At 72.9% G+C, this 17,167-nt stretch carries 13 protein-coding genes; 7 read left to right on the forward strand and 6 right to left on the reverse strand.

Annotation, left to right across the window (positions count from 1 at the left end; genetic code table 11):
- Positions 1-2: 2 nt before the first annotated feature.
- Positions 3-1,610 (reverse strand): carboxyl transferase domain-containing protein, encoded by a 1,608-nt coding sequence (locus AB0D99_RS06535; RefSeq protein WP_362357572.1) that lies wholly within the window; start codon positions 1,608-1,610, stop codon positions 3-5.
- An 87-nt stretch (positions 1,611-1,697) separates the two neighbouring features.
- On the opposite strand from AB0D99_RS06535, the gene AB0D99_RS06540 reads away from it, so the two are divergent.
- Together AB0D99_RS06540 and AB0D99_RS06545 are read left to right on the forward strand one after the other, a co-directional pair.
- Positions 1,698-2,285 carry a TetR/AcrR family transcriptional regulator gene (locus tag AB0D99_RS06540; RefSeq protein WP_362357574.1) on the forward strand — a complete coding sequence of 196 codons (588 nt, stop codon included), beginning with the start codon at positions 1,698-1,700 and terminating at the stop codon, positions 2,283-2,285.
- 57 nt (positions 2,286-2,342) lie between these two features.
- Positions 2,343-3,116 carry a phosphatase gene (locus AB0D99_RS06545; RefSeq protein ID WP_362357576.1) on the forward strand — a complete coding sequence of 258 codons (774 nt, stop codon included), beginning with the start codon at positions 2,343-2,345 and terminating at the stop codon, positions 3,114-3,116.
- Here the strand turns inward: AB0D99_RS06545 and AB0D99_RS06550 are convergent.
- Complete coding sequence (locus tag AB0D99_RS06550) at positions 3,086-4,039, reverse strand: cation diffusion facilitator family transporter (RefSeq protein ID WP_362357578.1); 954 nt, start codon at positions 4,037-4,039, stop codon at positions 3,086-3,088. The two genes, AB0D99_RS06545 and AB0D99_RS06550, sit on opposite strands and share 31 nt — an antisense overlap.
- Positions 4,040-4,119: 80 nt before the next feature.
- Here AB0D99_RS06550 and AB0D99_RS06555 point away from each other — a divergent pair, with 80 nt between their 5' ends.
- Complete coding sequence (locus AB0D99_RS06555; RefSeq protein ID WP_362357580.1) at positions 4,120-6,915, forward strand: SpoIIE family protein phosphatase; 2,796 nt, start codon at positions 4,120-4,122, stop codon at positions 6,913-6,915.
- Positions 6,916-6,936: 21 nt separating this feature from the next.
- Here AB0D99_RS06555 and tesB read toward each other — a convergent pair whose 3' ends face one another.
- From tesB to AB0D99_RS06570, 3 genes are all read right to left on the reverse strand, one after another.
- Entirely contained in the window at positions 6,937-7,797 is an 861-nt protein-coding gene (tesB, locus tag AB0D99_RS06560; protein WP_362357582.1) for an acyl-CoA thioesterase II, read from the reverse strand.
- The gene (locus AB0D99_RS06565; RefSeq protein WP_362357584.1) at positions 7,798-8,955 is read right to left on the reverse strand and encodes an acyl-CoA dehydrogenase family protein; all 1,158 of its coding nucleotides are present in this window, start codon (positions 8,953-8,955) and stop codon (positions 7,798-7,800) included.
- Positions 8,956-9,080: 125 nt separating this feature from the next.
- The gene (locus tag AB0D99_RS06570; RefSeq protein ID WP_362357586.1) at positions 9,081-10,172 is read right to left on the reverse strand and encodes a helix-turn-helix transcriptional regulator; all 1,092 of its coding nucleotides are present in this window, start codon (positions 10,170-10,172) and stop codon (positions 9,081-9,083) included.
- A 164-nt stretch (positions 10,173-10,336) separates the two neighbouring features.
- Between AB0D99_RS06570 and AB0D99_RS06575 the strand changes: the two genes are divergently transcribed.
- Positions 10,337-10,942, forward strand: a complete 606-nt coding sequence (locus tag AB0D99_RS06575) for a hypothetical protein (RefSeq protein ID WP_362357588.1) — start codon at positions 10,337-10,339, stop codon at positions 10,940-10,942.
- A 27-nt stretch (positions 10,943-10,969) separates the two neighbouring features.
- On the opposite strand, the gene AB0D99_RS06580 is transcribed toward AB0D99_RS06575, so the two are convergent.
- Positions 10,970-12,451 (reverse strand): PucR family transcriptional regulator, encoded by a 1,482-nt coding sequence (locus tag AB0D99_RS06580; protein ID WP_362357590.1) that lies wholly within the window; start codon positions 12,449-12,451, stop codon positions 10,970-10,972.
- Positions 12,452-12,636: 185 nt separating this feature from the next.
- Here AB0D99_RS06580 and AB0D99_RS06585 point away from each other — a divergent pair, with 185 nt between their 5' ends.
- From AB0D99_RS06585 to AB0D99_RS06595, 3 genes are all read left to right on the forward strand, one after another.
- Complete coding sequence (locus AB0D99_RS06585; RefSeq protein ID WP_362357592.1) at positions 12,637-14,109, forward strand: sodium:solute symporter; 1,473 nt, start codon at positions 12,637-12,639, stop codon at positions 14,107-14,109.
- Positions 14,110-14,194: 85 nt separating this feature from the next.
- Complete coding sequence (gene speB, locus AB0D99_RS06590) at positions 14,195-15,169, forward strand: agmatinase (protein ID WP_362357594.1); 975 nt, start codon at positions 14,195-14,197, stop codon at positions 15,167-15,169.
- Positions 15,170-15,328: 159 nt separating this feature from the next.
- Positions 15,329-17,011: a thiamine pyrophosphate-binding protein gene (locus AB0D99_RS06595; RefSeq protein ID WP_362357596.1), complete on the forward strand. Its 1,683-nt coding sequence runs from the start codon at positions 15,329-15,331 to the stop codon at positions 17,009-17,011.
- Positions 17,012-17,167 lie beyond the last annotated feature (156 nt).

The raw sequence follows: 17,167 nt of genomic DNA on the forward strand, positions 1-17,167 counted from the left end.
CCTCACATCCGGAAGACGCCGAACTGGGGGTCACCCAGGGGCGCGTTGGCGCAGGCCGTGAGGGCGAGGCCCACCACCTGTCGGGTCTCCATCGGGTCGATGACCCCGTCGTCCCAGAGGCGGGCCGTCGCGTAGTAGGCGTTGCCCTGGGTCTCGTACTGCTCGCGGATCGGGGCCTTGAAGGCGTCCTCCTCCTCCGCGCTCCACTCGTCGCCGAGCTGGTCCCGCTTGACCGTCGCGAGGACGGACGCGGCCTGCTCGCCGCCCATGACCGAGATCTTGGCGTTCGGCCACATCCACAGGAAGCGCGGCGAGTACGCCCGGCCGCACATCGAGTAGTTGCCCGCGCCGTACGAGCCGCCGACGACGACGGTCAGCTTGGGCACGCGCGTGGTGGCGACCGCCGTGACCATCTTCGCGCCGTGCTTGGCGATGCCACCGTGCTCGTACGCCTTGCCGACCATGAAGCCGGTGATGTTCTGGAGGAAGAGGAGCGGGATGCCGCGCTGGTCGCACAGCTCGATGAAGTGCGCGCCCTTCTGCGCGGACTCGGCGAAGAGGATGCCGTTGTTGGCGACGATCCCGACCGGGTGTCCGTGGATCCGGGCGAAGCCGGTGACCAGCGTCTGGCCGTACTCGGCCTTGAACTCCTGGAAACGGGATGCGTCCACGATCCGGGCGATGACCTCCCGGGCGTCGTAGGGGGTGCGGGAGTCCACCGGCACCGCGCCGTAGAGCCCCGCCGGGTCCACTTTCGGCTCCTCGGCCGGCTCGACCGACCACGGCAGTTCGCCGCGGGCCGGGAGGGTGGCGACGATGTTGCGGACGATGCGCAGCGCGTGGGCGTCGTCCTCCGCGAGGTGGTCGGTGACCCCGGACGTACGGGAGTGGACCTCGCCGCCGCCCAGCTCCTCCGCCGTGACGACCTCGCCGGTCGCCGCCTTCACCAGCGGCGGTCCGCCGAGGAAGATCGTGCCCTGGTTCCGCACGATCACGGCCTCGTCGCTCATCGCCGGGACGTACGCGCCGCCGGCCGTGCACGAACCGAGGACCGCCGCGATCTGCGGGATGCCGGCGCCGGACATCCGGGCCTGGTTGTAGAAGATCCGGCCGAAGTGCTCGCGGTCCGGGAAGACCTCGTCCTGCATGGGCAGGAAGGCGCCGCCGGAGTCGACCAGGTAGAGGCAGGGGAGACGATTCTCCAGCGCCACCTCCTGGGCCCGCAGGTGCTTCTTCACCGTCATCGGGTAGTACGTGCCGCCCTTGACGGTCGCGTCGTTGGCGACGATCACGCACTCGCGGCCCGAGACCCGGCCGATGCCGGCGATGACTCCGGCGGCCGGTGCCTGGTCGCCGTACATGCCGTTCGCGGCCAGGGGGGCCAGCTCCAGGAAGGGCGACCCCGGGTCGAGGACGGTGTCCACGCGGTCCCGCGGCAGCAGTTTGCCGCGCGCGGTGTGCCGGGCGCGGGCCTTCTCGCCGCCGCCGAGCGCGGCCGCGGCGAGTTTGGCGCGCAGCGTGGCGACCAGCTCGTGGTGGGCCGCCTCGTTGGCCTGCCAGGCCGGCGACGCGGGGTCCGCCGCGCTCGTCAGCACAGGTGCCTGCTGCATCGACTGAGCTCCCTTGCTCGGTTAATGAGCGTTAACGTATGGCTTTCAGGTTAACGACCGCTAACCCCATTGTCTAGAATCGATTCCATGACCACCACCGCCAGGACCGACGCCCCCACGCGCCGCGAGCAGATCCTCAAGGAGGCCGCTCGCCTCTTCGCCGAGCGTGGGTTCCACGGCGTCGGCGTCGACGAGATAGGAGCCGCCGTCGGCATCAGCGGCCCCGGGCTCTACCGGCACTTCGCGGGCAAGGACGCGATGCTGGCCGAGCTGCTCGTCGGGATCAGCGAGCGGCTCCTCGACGGCGGCCGGCTGCGCGTCGGCGAGGGGGAGAGCGACCCGCGGGCGCTGCTCGGCTCGCTCATCGACAGCCACATCGACTTCGCGCTGGACGACCGGCCGCTGATCACCCTCCACGACCGGGAACTGGACCGGCTGAAGGACGAGGACCGCAAGCGGGTCCGGCAGCTCCAGCGGCAGTACGTGGAGCTGTGGGTGGCGGTCGTGCGGGAGCTGTACCCGGCGTCCTCCGAGAGCGAGGCACGGGCGGCCGTCCATGCGGTGTTCGGGCTCCTGAACTCGACGCCGCACCTCGCCGCCCTCGGACGGACGTCGATGGAGGCGCTCCTGAGGCGGCTGGCGCACGGGGCGTTCGGGGCCCTGGCCGACGCGTAGGCGCCACGGAGCGGAACGATTGCCCACAACGGGGCCCGGTCCAGCAGAATGAGGCCCATGCCGATACTCAGTCGCCCCGCCCTCGTCGAGCACCTTGTACGGACCCGGATCGCAGGTGATGTCGCCACCCCGCGCGACAACAACCTCTCCCACTACCGCAAGCTCGCCAACGGCGACCGGCACTACTGGCTCGGCCTCGAACTCGGCGACCGGTGGACCGACGAGCAGGACGTGCTCGCCGTCATGGCCGAGCGGTGCGGGGTCAACGACGACCCCGCCCACCGCACCGGGCAGGACACCATCGACCCCGACCTGACCGTCGACGCCCTCGACCGGGCCGCCGCCCGGCTGCGCAAGGCCGCCGCGGGCAAGGAGCGGGTGCTCTTCGCGACCGGCCACCCCGGCGCGCTGATCGACGCCCACAGCCGGGTCGCCGCCGCCCTGCGGGCCAAGGGCTGCGACATCGTGCGGATCCCCGGCGGGCTCATCGCGGACGAGGGGTACGTCGTGCAGTTCGCCGACGTCGCCGTCTTCGAGCGCGGCGCCACCCTCTGGCACACCCATTCGCCGGAACCCATGAACGCGATCCTGGACGCACTCGGCGAGGACGGCCGGCCGGACCTCGTCGTCGCCGACCACGGCTGGGCCGGCCGGGCCGGCCAGCGGGGCGTCGACTCCGTCGGCTACGCCGACTGCAACGACCCCGCCCTCTTCATCGGCGAGGCCGAGGGCACCATGCAGGTCACGATCCCCCTGGACGACCACGTCCTGGACCCCCGCTCCTACGAGCCCCTCACCGACTACCTGCTCGACGCGTCCGGGCTGCTCTGACCCGGGCCCACCCCCGGAGTCGGATCCAGATAGACGCGGCGGACGGCGGGGAAGCGCGCCCGCAGCCGCGCCTCCGCCTCCTCGCAGGCCCACTCGACCTGCTCGGCCGAGGACACGTCGCGGAAGTCGACCTTCGCGGCGATCATGACCTCGTCCGGGCCCTGGATCAGCGTCGTCAGCTCCAGGACGCCGACGACGTGCGGGACGGCGAGCAGCTCGTCGCGGACCTCCTCCCGCACGGCACGCGGCAGCGGGCGGCCGATCAGCAGCTCCGCGTTGGAGCGGCCGAGCACCCAGGCCACGTACACGAGCAGCGCGCCGATGAGGATCGAGGCGACGCCGTCCCAGACGTCCGAGCCGGTGATCTGGACACCGAGCAGACCGCCGGCGGCGAGGAGCAGTCCCGCCAGCGCGGCCGAGTCCTCCATCACGACGGCCTTGACGGTGGTGTCGGGGGTGCGCCGGAGATAGCGGCCGAAGGGGGTCCGCTTCCGCTCCGCCTCGCCCCGGACCTGACGCACCGCGGTCCGCAGGGAGAAGCTCTCCAGGACGAAGGCGATGGCGAGGACGATGTACGAGACGAGCGGGTCGCCCACCTCCTCGCCCTGGACGAGCGTGTGGATCCCGTCGTAGACGGAGAAGACCGCCCCGCCGACGAAGGTGGCGACGGCGGCGAGCAGCGCCCAGACGTAACGCTCGCCGGAGTAGCCGAGCGGATGGTCCTCGTCCGCGGGCTTCTCGCTCCGCTTGAGCGCGGTGAGCAGCATGACCTCGGTGACCGTGTCGGCGACCGAGTGGGCCGCCTCGGAGAGCATCGCGCTCGACCCGCTGATCACGCCCGCCACCGCCTTGGCCACGGCGATCCCGAGGTTCGCCGCCGCCGCCACGATCACCGTGAACACGCTCTCGCCCTGTTCCGCCATGGTCCGGACGGTACGTCCGGTCGGTGGCGTGGCAGGCGAACGACACCACCCCTCCGGAACGACGGTGCTAGAAATGAGTCATGGCTGGTTTCCTCAGCCACATGCGCTCGATGCTGAGCGAACGCACCGTCGCCCGTCAGGTCTTCCTCCTCCAGGTGGCGATCGTGGTGCTCCTGGTCGTCGCGGCCATGGTGGCGCTCGTCCTGCAGTCCCGTAACGACAGCGAGCGGGAGGCCCGCACCCGTTCCCTCGCGGTGGCGAAGACCTTCGCCAGCGCCCCCGGCCTCGAAGAGGCCCTGGCCGGCTCCGATCCCTCGGCGGTCCTGCAACCCAGGGCCGAGCAGGCGCGCGCCGGGTCCGAGGTGGCGTTCATCGTGGTGATGACACCCCAAGGGGTGCGCTACACCCACCCCGACCCCGCCCAGATCGGCAAGAAGTACATCGGCACCATCGCCCCCGCAGCGGCGGGCGGAATCGTCAGGGAGACCGTCACCGGAACCCTCGGCCCCTCCATCCGCGCCGTCGTGCCCGTCGTCGGACAGAACGGCGAGGTGATCGCTCTGGTGGCCGCCGGAGTCACCAGCGACCAGGTCAGCGGTATCGTCGAGGCCCAGCTGCCGCTGCTGTTCGGCACCGCGGCGGCCGCCCTCGCCCTCACCACCGCTGGAACGGCGCTGGTCAGCAGGCGGTTGATGCGCCAGACCCACGGTCTGGGGCCCGCCGAGATGACACGGATGTACGACCACCACGACGCGGTGCTGCGCTCCGTACGGGAGGGCGTCCTCATCCTCGACGCCGAGCGGCGGCTGGTCCTGGCCAACGACGAGGCCCGCCGGCTCCTCGACCTCGCTCCCGACGCCTCCGGGTGCCCGGCGCTGGAACTCGGGATCGACCCGGACATGGCCCGGCTGCTGGACTCGGGACGTCCGGCCGCCGACGAGGTGCACGTGGCCGGCGACCGCCTGCTGGCGGTCAACCAGCGGCCCACCGACCGTGACGGCGGCCCGCCCGGCACCGTCGTCACCCTGCGGGACACCACCGAACTGCAGGCGCTGGCCGGCAGGGCCGACATCGCGCAGGAGCGGCTGCGGCTGCTGTACGACGCCGGAATGCGCATCGGGACCACGCTCGACGTCGTGCGGACCGCCCAGGAACTGGCGGACTACGCCGTCCCCCGGTTCGCCGACTTCGTCACCGTCGACCTCGCCGACCCGGTCGTCCTCGGCGAGACGCCGGGCGGGCGGGGCGCGGACATGCGCCGCGTGGCGTTCCGCGGCATCCGGGACGACAGTCCGCTCTATCCGACCGGCAGCCTCATCAGCTTCGTGCCCGCCACGCCCCAGGCGGCGGGATTCGGCACGGGGGAGGTGGTCATGGAGGCGGACATGGCCGCGCTCTCCGGGTGGCAGGAGCAGGATCCGGCGAACGCGCGCAGGCTCCTCGCGTACGGGATCCACTCGATGATCGCGGCCCCGCTGCGGGCCAGGGGCGTCGTCATGGGCGTGGCCACCTTCTGGCGCGCCGAGAAGCCCGAGCCCTTCGAGGAGGACGACCAGTCGCTCGCCGAGGAACTGGTCGCCCGCGCCGCCGTCAGCGTGGACAACGCCCGCCGCTACACGCGGGAGCACACCCTGGCGATCACCCTCCAGCACAGCCTGCTGCCCCGCGCCCTTCCCCGGCGGACCGCGGTGGACGTCGCCCATCGGTACCTGCCGGCGCAGGCCGGGGCCGGCGGGGTGGGCGGAGTCGGCGGCGACTGGTTCGACGTGATCCCGCTGCCGGGTGCCCGGGTCGCGCTCGTCGTGGGCGATGTCGTCGGGCACGGCCTGCACGCGGCCGCCACCATGGGACGGCTGCGGACCGCCGTCCACAACTTCGCGAACCTGGACCTGCCGCCGGACGAGCTGCTGTGGCACCTCGACGAACTGGTCGCCCGGATCGACGAGGACGAGGGCGAGGGCGAGGGCGAGGACGGGGACGGGGACGGGGGCGGTGGCGGCGCCGGGAACGGTGCCGGGAACGGGAACGGTGCCGGGAACGGGGACGGTGCCGGGAACGGGGACGGTGCCGGGAACGGGGCCGCACAGGTCACCGGTGCGACCTGCCTCTACGCGATCTACGACCCGGGCTCCCGGATCTGCACCCTCGCCCGCGCCGGGCACCTCGGCCCCGTCCTCGTGCGGCCCGACGGCAGCGCGGAGTACCCCGACGTCCCCGGCGGCCCGCCCCTGGGCCTGGGCGGCCTGCCCTTCGAGACGGTCGAGCTCGAACTCCCCGAGGGCAGCACCCTCGTGCTCTACACCGACGGCCTCGTCGAGGACCGCGGCCGTGACATCGACGAGGGTCTCGAACTGCTCCGCCGCGCGGTGGCCCACCCCGGCCGCTCCCCGGAGGAGACCTGCCGCGCCGCTCTGGAGTGCCTGCTGCCCGGTCGCCCCCGCGACGACGTCGCGGTGCTGGTCGCCAGGACCCGCGTCCTGGACGCCGACCGCACCGCCGCGTGGGAGGTCCGCTCCGACCCCTCCGCCGTCGCGTCCGTCCGCGCCGAGGCGACCCGGACGCTGGAGGGCTGGGGCCTGCACGAGGAGGCGTTCGTCACCGAGTTGATCCTCAGCGAGCTGGTCACCAACGCCATCCGCTACGGCACCGACCCGATCCGGGTCCGCCTGGTCCGCGACCGCATGCTGATCTGCGAGGTCTCCGACGGCAGCAGCACCGCCCCGCACCTGCGCCGGGCGGCCGAGTCGGACGAGGGAGGGCGCGGCCTGTTCCTGGTGGCCCGGTTCGCCGAGCGCTGGGGAACCCGGTACACCGCCGAGGGCAAGGTCATCTGGACGGAACAGATCATCCCCGCCCGGACGCCCGGCCGGGGATGATCGCGCGACGCCGCGGGTGGATCAGCGCGGGACCCGGACGACACCCTCCTGGATGACGGAGATCGCCAGCTGCCCGTCCTGGGTGTAGATCCGGGCCTGGCCGAGTCCCCGCCCGCCGGAGGCGGACGGCGACTCCTGGTCGTAGAGCAGCCACTCGTCCGCCCGGAACGGCCGGTGGAACCACATCGCGTGGTCCAGCGAGGCCCCGACGACGTCGCCGACCGCCCAGCCGCCGCGCCCGTGGGCGAGGAGCACCGAGTCGAGCAGCGTCATGTCGGAGACGTAGGTCGCCAGACAGACGTGGAGCAGCGGGTCGTCGGCCAGCTTGCCGTTCGTACGGAACCAGACCTGCGAGCGCGGCTCGCGCGGCTCTCCGACGGAGCCCCACGGAGGCACGTCGGCGTACCGCAGGTCCACCGCGGCCCGCGCCTCGACCAGCCGCGCCGCCACGTCCGCCGGCAGGTGCCGGGGCAGCATCTCGGCCGCCGTCGGCAGGGACTCCGGGTCCGGCGCGGCCGGCATGTCGTACTGGTGCTCAAGCCCCTCCTCGTACGCCTGGAAGGACGCGGAGAAGTGGAAGATCGGCTGCCCGTGCTGGACGGCGACGACCCGGCGGGTGGTGAAGGAGCGGCCGTCGCGGATGCGGTCGACCGCGTACACGATCGGCGCGCCCGGGTCCCCGGCGCGCAGGAAGTACGCGTGCAGGGAGTGGACGAGGCGCTCTTCGGGGACGGTCCGGCCCGCCGCGACCAGCGCCTGGGCGGCCACCTGGCCGCCGAAGACGCGGGGGACGACGGCGGAGCGTGACTGTCCCCGGAAGATGTTCTGCTCGATCTGCTCCAGGTCGAGCAGATCGAGCAGGGCGTCGAGAGCCTCGGGCACTTACAGACCCATCGACTTGGCGATGATCGACTTCATGATCTCGCTGGTGCCGCCGTAGATGCGGTTGACGCGGTTGTCCGCGTACAGGCGCGCGATCGGGTACTCGTTCATGTAGCCGTAGCCGCCGTGCAGCTGGAGGCAGCGGTCGATGACGCGGTGCGCGACCTCGGTGCAAAAGAGCTTGGCGCTCGCGGCCTCGGCCGGGGTCAGCTCGCCCGCGTCCAGGGCCTCCAGGGCGCGGTCGGCGACGGCCTCGGCCGCGTCCACCTCGGCCTGGCAGGCGGCCAGCTCGAACTTGGTGTTCTGGAAGTGCGCGACGGGCTTGCCGAAGACGGTGCGCTCCTGCACGTACTGCTGGGCGAACCGGACGGCGGCCTTGGCCTGCGCGTAGGCGCCGAAGGCGATGCCCCAGCGCTCGGAGGCCAGGTTGTGGCCGAGGTAGTAGAAGCCCTTGTTCTCCTCGCCGAGCAGGTCCTCGACCGGCACCTTCACGTCGACGAACGCCAGCTCGGCGGTGTCGGAGGTGCGCAGGCCGAGCTTGTCCAGCTTGCGGCCGATGGAGTAGCCCTCGGACTTGGTGTCCACGGCGAAGAGGGAGATGCCGTGGCGGCGGTCCTCGGCCGTCGGCGCGGACGTACGGGCGCAGACGATCACGCGGTCGGCGTGGACGCCACCGGTGATGAAGGTCTTGGCGCCGTTGAGGACGTAGTGCGTGCCGTCCTCGGAGAGCTTGGCGGTGGTCTTCATGCCCGCGACGTCGGAGCCGGTGCCCGGCTCGGTCATCGCCAGCGCCCACATCTCGTCGCCGGAGACGAAGTTCGGGAGGTAACGCTTCTTCTGCTCGTCGGTGGCGAGCATCTTGATGTACGGCAGCGCGAGCAGCACGTGCACGCCGGAGCCGCCGAACTGGACGCCCGCGCGGGCGGTCTCCTCGTAGAGGACGGCCTCGAACTTGTGGGTGTCCAGGCCCGCGCCGCCGAACTCCTCGGGGACGTTGATGCCGAAGATGCCCAGCTCGCCGAGCTTGCCGTAGAAGTCGCGCGGCGCCTGGCCCGCGGCGAACCACTCGTCGTAGACGGGGACGACCTCGGCCTCGATGAAGGCCCGGATGGTGTCCCGGAACGCCTCGTGGTCCTCGTTGAATACCGTACGGCGCACGAGCCGCCTCCTTCGGAGTGTGGGTACCTGACGCACTATGCCTAAGCGCTTGCTCAGTCAAGTTACCCACCGGTTCGCGCCGCTGTCCAGATCTGCGCGCCCAAGGTTGTCCATGTCACGTCTGGTCAGGAGCCGGAGGCCTCTTCGCGGATCCAGCGACGGTTCACGTCGTCGTATGCGAACGAAGGCCTGCCGGCGACGGGGGCGGTGCGGAACGGCTGCCCGTCGTCGGTGATCCGGACCGTCCCCGAACGGCCCTCGCTGCTCCACACAAGCTCCAGGTACCAGCGGCAGTCGCAGCCCGCCGTCCGGGCGGTGACGAGCAGCTCCTCCGGGTCCGCGGAGGTCACCGCGTACGGGAAGGAGATCGCCGGGAGCGTCCGGCCCTCCTCCCCGGAGGCGTCGTACCCGTCGCGCGCCCGAGCCACGGGCCGCGGCCGGTCCAGATCCACCTCGAAAAGGCGCGGCGTCACCGCCCCGCCGCACCCGTCGCCCATCCGGTACGCCGCCCACGGCAGCGGCGCGCCCCGCTCCACCACCCGCACGTGCAGCGCCTGGAGCACCACTGCTGCCGCGCCCTTCCCCTGCACCGACACCCGCACCAGCGTCTCCCCGCCGTCCACGGCCTCCTGCGCCGCCGCCCAGCTCCGCGCGTCGGCCGCCTCCGGCGGGGGAGGGGGCGTCCGCTCCATGAGGTAGGTGTACGCGCACCCGTCCTTCCAGATGTCCGAGGCGACCGTCCACGTCAGCGGCGCCGGTGGTTCGGCGGCCCGCTCCCGGGTCTTCCCGGGCAGGAGTACGGCTCCGAGCGTCACCGTCCCCACGACCGCGAGCACCCCGCAGACCACGCCCACCCACCCCCACCGGCGCCTCCGCCGCTCGGACGGGAGGCCCGGCACGCGCGCGTGCACGGCTTCCAGCTCGGGTTCGGGCGCCGGCTCCGCGCCGGGTTCCGGTGCCGGAGGCCGGCGGGTGCCGTCCGCGCGGTTCCAGGCCACCTCCAGGGCCCGCCGCTCCTCCTCGTCCGCGCCGCACAGCAGGGCGAGGCGGTCGATCACGGCGAACTCCTCCGGGACGGTCGCGCCGGAGCAGTAGCGGTGGAGGGTGGACGCGCTGACGCTCAGGCGCCGGCCCAGCGCCTCGTAACTTCTCCCGTCCCGCGCCTTCAGCGCGCGCACGAGCCGCGCGAACTCCTCGACGGCGGCGTCCTTCGGCATTCCATCCCCCTCGACCCTGCGTCCCACCCTTCACGTCCTTGCACGTCAGTGGGGGTGGAATGGTTCCGGGACGGATGACGGGCGCGTCACCGTTGCAGGCGGCGGGCGCCGACCCCGACGCTGGTGGAGCACTGACCGAACGACCCGACGGGGGATCCACCACCATGCGCAAGCTCCGTACCGCACTCGCCACCGCCGCCGCCGCCGCGCTGGGCCTCGCGGCCCTCGCCACGGCCCCGGCGCAGGCCGCCGCCCAGCCGGCCTTCCTCGCCGCCTCCCAGATGCCGCCGTCGTCGACGCCGTGGACCGCCACCCAGGTCTTCGCCGGCGTCCCGGAGAACGGCGGCGCCCTCTGCGCCCCGTACAAGATCCCGGCGCAGAACTCCCGCTACCGCGAGTTCAGCACCGAGCTCGACACCAACGGCGTCCAGATCACCACCGTCGCCCGCACCGAGGCCGACGCCGTGAAGCTGGTCGACACCCTCCGCAAGTCCCTCGCCGGCTGCGGGCCCCTCCTTGAGCGGCAGAACCCGGGCCTGAAGGCCGTCAGCGCCGCCCACGGCAAGGTCGCCGTCGAGGAGGGCGCCTGGGTCTACAGCCTGGACACCGCCGACCCGCAGATCGGCAGCACCGACATCCACCTCTTCTCGGTGGGCCGGGACGGCAGGACCGTCACCTTCGTCCGGTGGGGCCAGATGGGCGACCTGAAGGACGCCCCGCTGACGGCGTTCAAGACGACGACCAAGACCGCCGTGAACAAGCTCTACTGATTCGGCCCGGAGCGCCCGACGCCGCGGTCACCCGGGGGGAGTGGCCGCGGCGCCGGGGCCCTCGGGCACCCGGCCGAGGGCGAACCACAGCTCCATCCGTACGTCCGCGTCGTCCAGGTCCATGCCCAGCAGCGTGGCGCAGCGCGCGATGCGCTGGCGGACGGTGTTGCGGTGGATGTCCATCGCCACGGCCGTGCGGTCCCAACTGCCGTGGAGCGAGAGCCAGGTGCGCAGGGTCCCGGTGAGCGGCTCGCCGATCGGTGCGAGCAGCCGCCGGGCGTACGCGGCCGCCTCCGCCGGGTCCATCAGCCCGCCGAAGCCGGCGGGCCGGTGCCGTACGAGCGCCGCGCGGGTCGCCTCGGCCCGCCGCAGCGCCCGCGCGGCCTGCGCGTCACCGACGGCGAGATCCCGTGCCTCGACGGGGGCGCTGACCCCGAGGGTCCACCCGGGCTGCGCGGTGGCGGGGGAGGAGGCGGGCAGGAGGAGCCGGACGGTGCCGCCGTCCGGTGCGCCCGCGTCCAGCAGCGAGGTCCCCAGGGCGCTCGCCAGGGTCGACGCCGCGAAGGGAGTGCCGTCGCCGCCGTGGGCGTGGACCACCGTCCAGGGGTCGGGGCCCAGGGCGGACGCCGCCTCGGCCGGGGACGTGCCGAGCAGCATGCGGACCAGGGCCGCGTCCCGGGCCGAGACCTCCGCGCCGCGGTGCGGAGCGGTCAGCAGCGAGAGCAGGACGACCGCCACCCCGGCGATCGTGTGGTCCGCGGCCTCCCGCCGCTCGGCCGCCACTCCCAGCGCCAGCCCGTCGCCGCCGCCCAGCGCGTAGGCGGAGAGCACCATCCCGCCGCCGTCCCCGCTCGCCGACGCCGGTCCGCCGGGGCGCGGGCCCACCACCTCCGCGAGCTGCCGCAGCGCCTCCTCCGCCGCCGCCCCGATCGCCCGCCCCGCCGCCGCGTACGCCGTGCCGTCCGCCGCGTACAGCACCGCACGCCCGCCGAGCCGGGACGCCAGCGCGCCGAGGACCGCGGGGACCGGCGCCGGCCGGGCGGCCGCCGTGGCCAGCGACTGCTGTGCCTCGGTCACCCGTCGCAGCTCGCGGAGGCGGGCCTCCGCCATGAGCCGCCACACCGCCCGGGCGACCGCCGTGAACGGCGTCTGCGGGGGCACTTCGAGCAGTGGCAGCCCGTGCCGCTCACAGGCCGCGACGAGCTCGGCCGGAACGGTGTCGTACACCGGCGCGACCCCGAAGCCGAGCGCCGCGGCCCCGGCCTCCACCACCCGCTCGACGTAGCGCGCCGGATCGACGAGCTGCACGCCCGCCGTCATCAGCAGCTCGCCACCGAGCAGATACGGATACGGGTCGGCCATCTCGGAGGTGTGCACCCAGTGGATGGAGGCGTCCCCGGGCCCGGCGAGCAGCCGCAGGCCGAGGTCCTGCCTCCCGAGCAGTGCGGCCAGCGAGACGGGTGGTGAGGGCGGGGCCGGTGGCGAGGGCGTGGACTCCTGTGCGGACATGGGTGTGGACCCTTCGTACATCCCGGAGGCGAACAGTGGAGGAAACGTACACTTCATCGTCGCTTTCCGGCCACCTACTGTCGTCCCATCCAGCGGCCGCGGGTACGGGCGGATGTCCCCGCGATCAGTCACTGGAGTCACTCCACCCGCACGACACGCCACCGAAGTGAACGAGGGAGGGCCCCATGGCCGTCGACTACACAGTGATCGTCCTGTACTTGGCCGGGATGCTCGCGATGGGTTGGTGGGGTATGCGCCGCGCCAAGTCCAAGAGCGAGTTCCTGGTCGCGGGCCGGCGCCTCGGGCCCTGGATGTACTCCGGCACCATGGCCGCCATCGTCCTCGGCGGCGCCTCGACCATCGGCGGCGTGGGCCTCGGATACAAGTACGGCCTCTCCGGCGCCTGGATGGTCTTCACCATCGGCCTCGGTCTGCTGGCCCTCTCGATCTTCTTCTCCGCCCGCATCGCGCGGCTGAAGGTCTACACCGTCTCCGAGATGCTCGACCTGCGCTACGGCGGCAAGGCCGGCGTCATCTCCGGCGTGGTCATGTGGGCGTACACGCTGATGCTCGCGGTCACCTCGACCATCGCGTACGCCACCATCTTCGACGTCCTCTTCGACCTGCCCCGCACGGTCGCGATCGTCCTCGGCGGCGCCATCGTCGTGGCGTACTCGACGCTCGGCGGCATGTGGTCCATCACCCTCACCGACATGGTGCAGTTCGTGGTGAAGACCATCGGCGTGCTGATCCTGCTGCTGCCCATCGCCGTGATCAAGGCCGGCGGCTTCGCCGAGATGAAGGCCCAGCTGCCCACCGAGTACTTCGCGCCGCTCGGCATCGGCGGCGAGACGATCTTCACCTACGTGCTGATCTACACCTTCGGCATGCTCATCGGCCAGGACATCTGGCAGCGCGTCTTCACCGCCCGGACCGACAAGGTCGCCAAGTGGGGCGGCACCGTCGCCGGCACCTACTGCCTCGTGTACGCCCTCGCCGGCGCCGTCATCGGCACCGCGGCCAAGGTGCTCTACCCCAACCTGCCCAGCGCCGACGACGCCTTCGCGACCATCGTCAAGGACGAGCTGCCCATGGGCGTCCGGGGCCTGGTCCTCGCCGCCGCGCTCGCCGCCGTCATGTCGACCTCCTCCGGCGCGCTGATCGCCTGCGCCACCGTCGCCAACAACGACATCTGGTCGAGGTTGCGCGGGCTCACCGCCGGAGGCGGCGGCGACGACCACGACGAGGTGAAGGACAACCGTCTCTTCATCCTCCTCATGGGCATCGCCACCATCGCCATCGCCATCGCCCTGAACGACGTCGTGCAGGCCCTGACCGTCGCCTACAACCTGCTGGTCGGCGGGCTGCTCGTGCCGATCCTCGGCGGCCTGCTGTGGCGCCGCGGCACCGTCCAGGGAGCCCTGGCGGCGGTCACCGTCGGCGGCCTGTCGGTGATTGGCCTGATGTGGGCTTACGGAATCCTGGCAAATGAGCCTGTTTACTATGGTTTGTTGGCCTCGCTCGCCGCCTATGTGATCGTTTCCCTGGCCACCCGCCCGACGGACGCCGCCGTACTCGCGAACTGGCGAGCGCGACTGGCGGGCCAGGACACCGCCGACGCGACGCCGGAGACCGTGCCGGCCGCCGCGACCGGCTGACCGCACCGCAGACACCCGGCCGGGGGCCCCGAGACCCGAGGCCCCCGACCGGACCCCCACCGATACACCCCAGGAGGACCCGACCATGAGCAGCGACCAGAACGCCTTCCGCGGCCCGACCGACTCGTCCCGCATCCCGCGGTACGCCGGTCCCGCGACGTTCGCCCGGCTGCCGCGACTCGACGAGGTCGGCACCGCCGACATCGCCGTGGTCGGCGTCCCCTTCGACAGCGGCGTCTCCTACCGCCCCGGCGCCCGCTTCGGCGGCAACGCGATCCGCGAGGCCTCCCGCCTCCTGCGCCCGTACAACCCGGCGCAGGACGCCTCGCCGTTCGCCCTGGCCCAGGTCGCCGACGCCGGTGACATCGCCGCCAACCCGTTCAACATCAACGAGGCCGTCGAGACCGTCGAGGCCGCCGCCGACGAGATCCTCGGCACCGGCGCCCGGATGATGACCCTCGGCGGCGACCACACCATCGCCCTGCCGCTGCTGCGCTCCGTCGCCAAGAAGCACGGCCCCGTCGCCCTGCTCCACTTCGACGCGCACCTCGACACCTGGGACACGTACTTCGGCGCCGAGTACACCCACGGCACGCCGTTCCGCCGGGCCGTCGAGGAGGGCATCCTCGACACCGAGGCGCTCTCCCACGTCGGCACGCGCGGCCCGCTCTACGGCAAGCAGGACCTCACCGACGACGAGAAGATGGGCTTCGGCATCGTCACCTCGGCGGACATCTACCGCCGCGGCGCCGACGAGGTCGCCGACCAGCTGCGCCAGCGCATCGGCGACCGCCCGCTGTACATCTCCATCGACATCGACTGCCTCGACCCGGCCCACGCGCCCGGCACCGGCACCCCGGAGGCGGGCGGCATGACCTCCCGCGAGCTCCTGGAGATCCTGCGCGGCCTGTCCTCCTGCAACCTGGTCTCGGCCGACGTCGTCGAGGTCGCCCCGGCCTACGACCACGCCGAGATCACCGCGGTCGCCGCCTCGCACACGGCGTACGAGCTGACGACGATCATGTCCCGCCAGATCGCGGCGGCCCGCGAGGCGAAGTAGCCTTCCGCGGCGCGGGTCGGGCCCTGCCCGCCCCGCGCCGCCTTCGGGGTGTGCGCACCGGCCCGCACGGGCCTCCCGGGACGAGATCCCGGGGGAACGCGCGGGCACACCCCGACCGCCGGCCCGCACCCGACCACGCCACGCCCCGAGGGACCCGCCATGACCCACGACCACGACCTGGTCCTGCGCCCGACCGCCGCCCAGACGGAGGCCGCGCTCAACCCGCCCGCCGGGCGGAACGGCGGCGACCTCGTCATCGAGACCCTCTCCGGGCTCGGCGCCACCACCGTCTTCGGCCTGCCGGGCCAGCACGCCCTCGGCATGTTCGACGCGCTGCGCCGCTCCTCCCTCACGTACGTCGGACTGCGCGTCGAGAACAACGCGGGCTTCGCCGCCGACGCGTACGGCCGGATGACCGGCGAGGCGGCCCCGCTGCTCCTCTCCACCGGCCCCGGCGCGCTGATGTCCCTCGCCGCGCTCCAGGAGGCGGCGGCCGCCTCCGCGCCCGTCCTCGCGATCGGCAGCCAGATCCCGGCGGCCGGACTCGGCGGCGGCAGGCACGGCTACCTTCACGAGCTGCGGGACCAGCAGGCGTCCTTCCGGGACATCGTGAAGTCGGTGCACACCGTCCGCACCCAGTCCCAGATCCCGTCCGCGATCGCGGCGGCCTGGGAGTCGGCGCTGACCGCCCCGCACGGGCCGGTCTGGGTCGAGATCCCGCAGGACGTCCTCCTCGCGGAGACCACCCTGCCGGTCGTGACGGCGATGGACGCGACACCCGAGGAGGTCGTCCCGCGTCCCGAGCTGACCGCGGTCGCGGCCCACCTCCTCGCGAACGCCGAGCGGCCCGCGATCATCGCGGGCGGCGGAGTCGTCCGCTCCGACGCCTCCGGCAAGCTGCGCGCGCTCGCCGAGCGGATCGCCGCGCCCGTGGTCACCACCTTCGGCGGCAAGGGCGCCTTCCCCTGGGAACACCCGCTCTCGCTCCAGTCCTGGCTGGAGGACCGGCACACCACGGACTTCCTGGAGGACGCGGACGTCCTGCTGGTCGTCGGTTCCGGCCTCGGCGAGCTGTCCTCGAACTACCACACCTTCGCCCCGCGCGGCCGGGTGATCCAGATCGAGGCCGAGGCGGGCAAGCTGGAGTCGAACCACCCGGCGCTCGGCATCCACGCGGACGCCCGCCTGGCGCTCTCCGCGCTCCTGGAGACCGTGGAGGCGCGCGAGGACGCCGGCGCCCCGGAGCGCGTCAAGGCCGTCCTCACCGAGGTCCGGGACCGGATCGCGGCCCAGGACCTGGGCCTGGAGCAGCGGATCGTGGCCTCGGTCCGCGAGGCGCTCCCGGACGACGCGCCCAGCTTCTGGGACATGACGATCCTGGCGTACTGGGCCTGGTCCGCCTTCGACGCCCGCCACCCCAACACGATGCACTCCGCCCAGGGCGCCGGCGGCCTCGGCTACGGCTTCCCCGCGGCCCTCGGCGCCGCGGCGGCCGACCCGACCCGTCCGGTCCTCGCGGTCTCGGGCGACGGCGGAGCGATGTACTCGATCGCGGAGCTGGCGACCGCGAAGCAGTACGGCTACGACGTCACCTGGCTGATCGTCGACGACGGCGGCTACGGGATCCTGCGCGAGTACATGACGGACGCGTTCGGCGAGGCCACGGGCACGGAGCTGGCCCGTCCCGACTTCGTCGCCCTCGCCGAGTCCTTCGGCGTCCAGGCGTCCCGCACGACCCCCGAGACGCTGACGGCCGACCTCGCGAAGGCCCTGGCCACCCCCGGCCCCTCCGTGGTGGTCCTCCCGGCGCTCCTGCGGATGTTCGAGCCGACGCACCTGTGAGCGAACGGCGCCCGTCGCGCCGACCGGGCAGGCATGTCGCCCCCGGTGTCGCGGGCGGCCCACACGAGGGGGCGCACCGCCGGGCACGGCCCGACCGGTCCTAGGACCATGGACGGGTCTTCGCCGCGGTGTGTTGCGGCGGGATGAAATCCCGCC

This window comes from Streptomyces sp. NPDC047971 (assembly GCF_040653355.1).
Classification (GTDB): Bacteria; Actinomycetota; Actinomycetes; order Streptomycetales; family Streptomycetaceae; genus Streptomyces.

Bases quoted from the DNA above. Each gene is read 5' to 3' on its own strand.
- AB0D99_RS06555 (WP_362357580.1), top strand. From the start codon at position 4,120: ATGGCTGGTTTCCTCAGCCACATGCGCTCGATGCTGAGCGAACGCACC.
- AB0D99_RS06585 (WP_362357592.1), top strand. From the start codon at position 12,637: ATGGCCGTCGACTACACAGTGATCGTCCTGTACTTGGCCGGGATGCTC.
- AB0D99_RS06595 (WP_362357596.1), top strand. From the start codon at position 15,329: ATGACCCACGACCACGACCTGGTCCTGCGCCCGACCGCCGCCCAGACG.
- AB0D99_RS06540 (WP_362357574.1), top strand. From the start codon at position 1,698: ATGACCACCACCGCCAGGACCGACGCCCCCACGCGCCGCGAGCAGATC.
- AB0D99_RS06545 (WP_362357576.1), top strand. From the start codon at position 2,343: ATGCCGATACTCAGTCGCCCCGCCCTCGTCGAGCACCTTGTACGGACC.
- AB0D99_RS06535 (WP_362357572.1), bottom strand. From the start codon at position 1,610: ATGCAGCAGGCACCTGTGCTGACGAGCGCGGCGGACCCCGCGTCGCCG.
- AB0D99_RS06580 (WP_362357590.1), bottom strand. From the start codon at position 12,451: ATGTCCGCACAGGAGTCCACGCCCTCGCCACCGGCCCCGCCCTCACCA.
- AB0D99_RS06550 (WP_362357578.1), bottom strand. From the start codon at position 4,039: ATGGCGGAACAGGGCGAGAGCGTGTTCACGGTGATCGTGGCGGCGGCG.
- speB (WP_362357594.1), top strand. From the start codon at position 14,195: ATGAGCAGCGACCAGAACGCCTTCCGCGGCCCGACCGACTCGTCCCGC.
- AB0D99_RS06570 (WP_362357586.1), bottom strand. From the start codon at position 10,172: ATGCCGAAGGACGCCGCCGTCGAGGAGTTCGCGCGGCTCGTGCGCGCG.
- AB0D99_RS06575 (WP_362357588.1), top strand. From the start codon at position 10,337: ATGCGCAAGCTCCGTACCGCACTCGCCACCGCCGCCGCCGCCGCGCTG.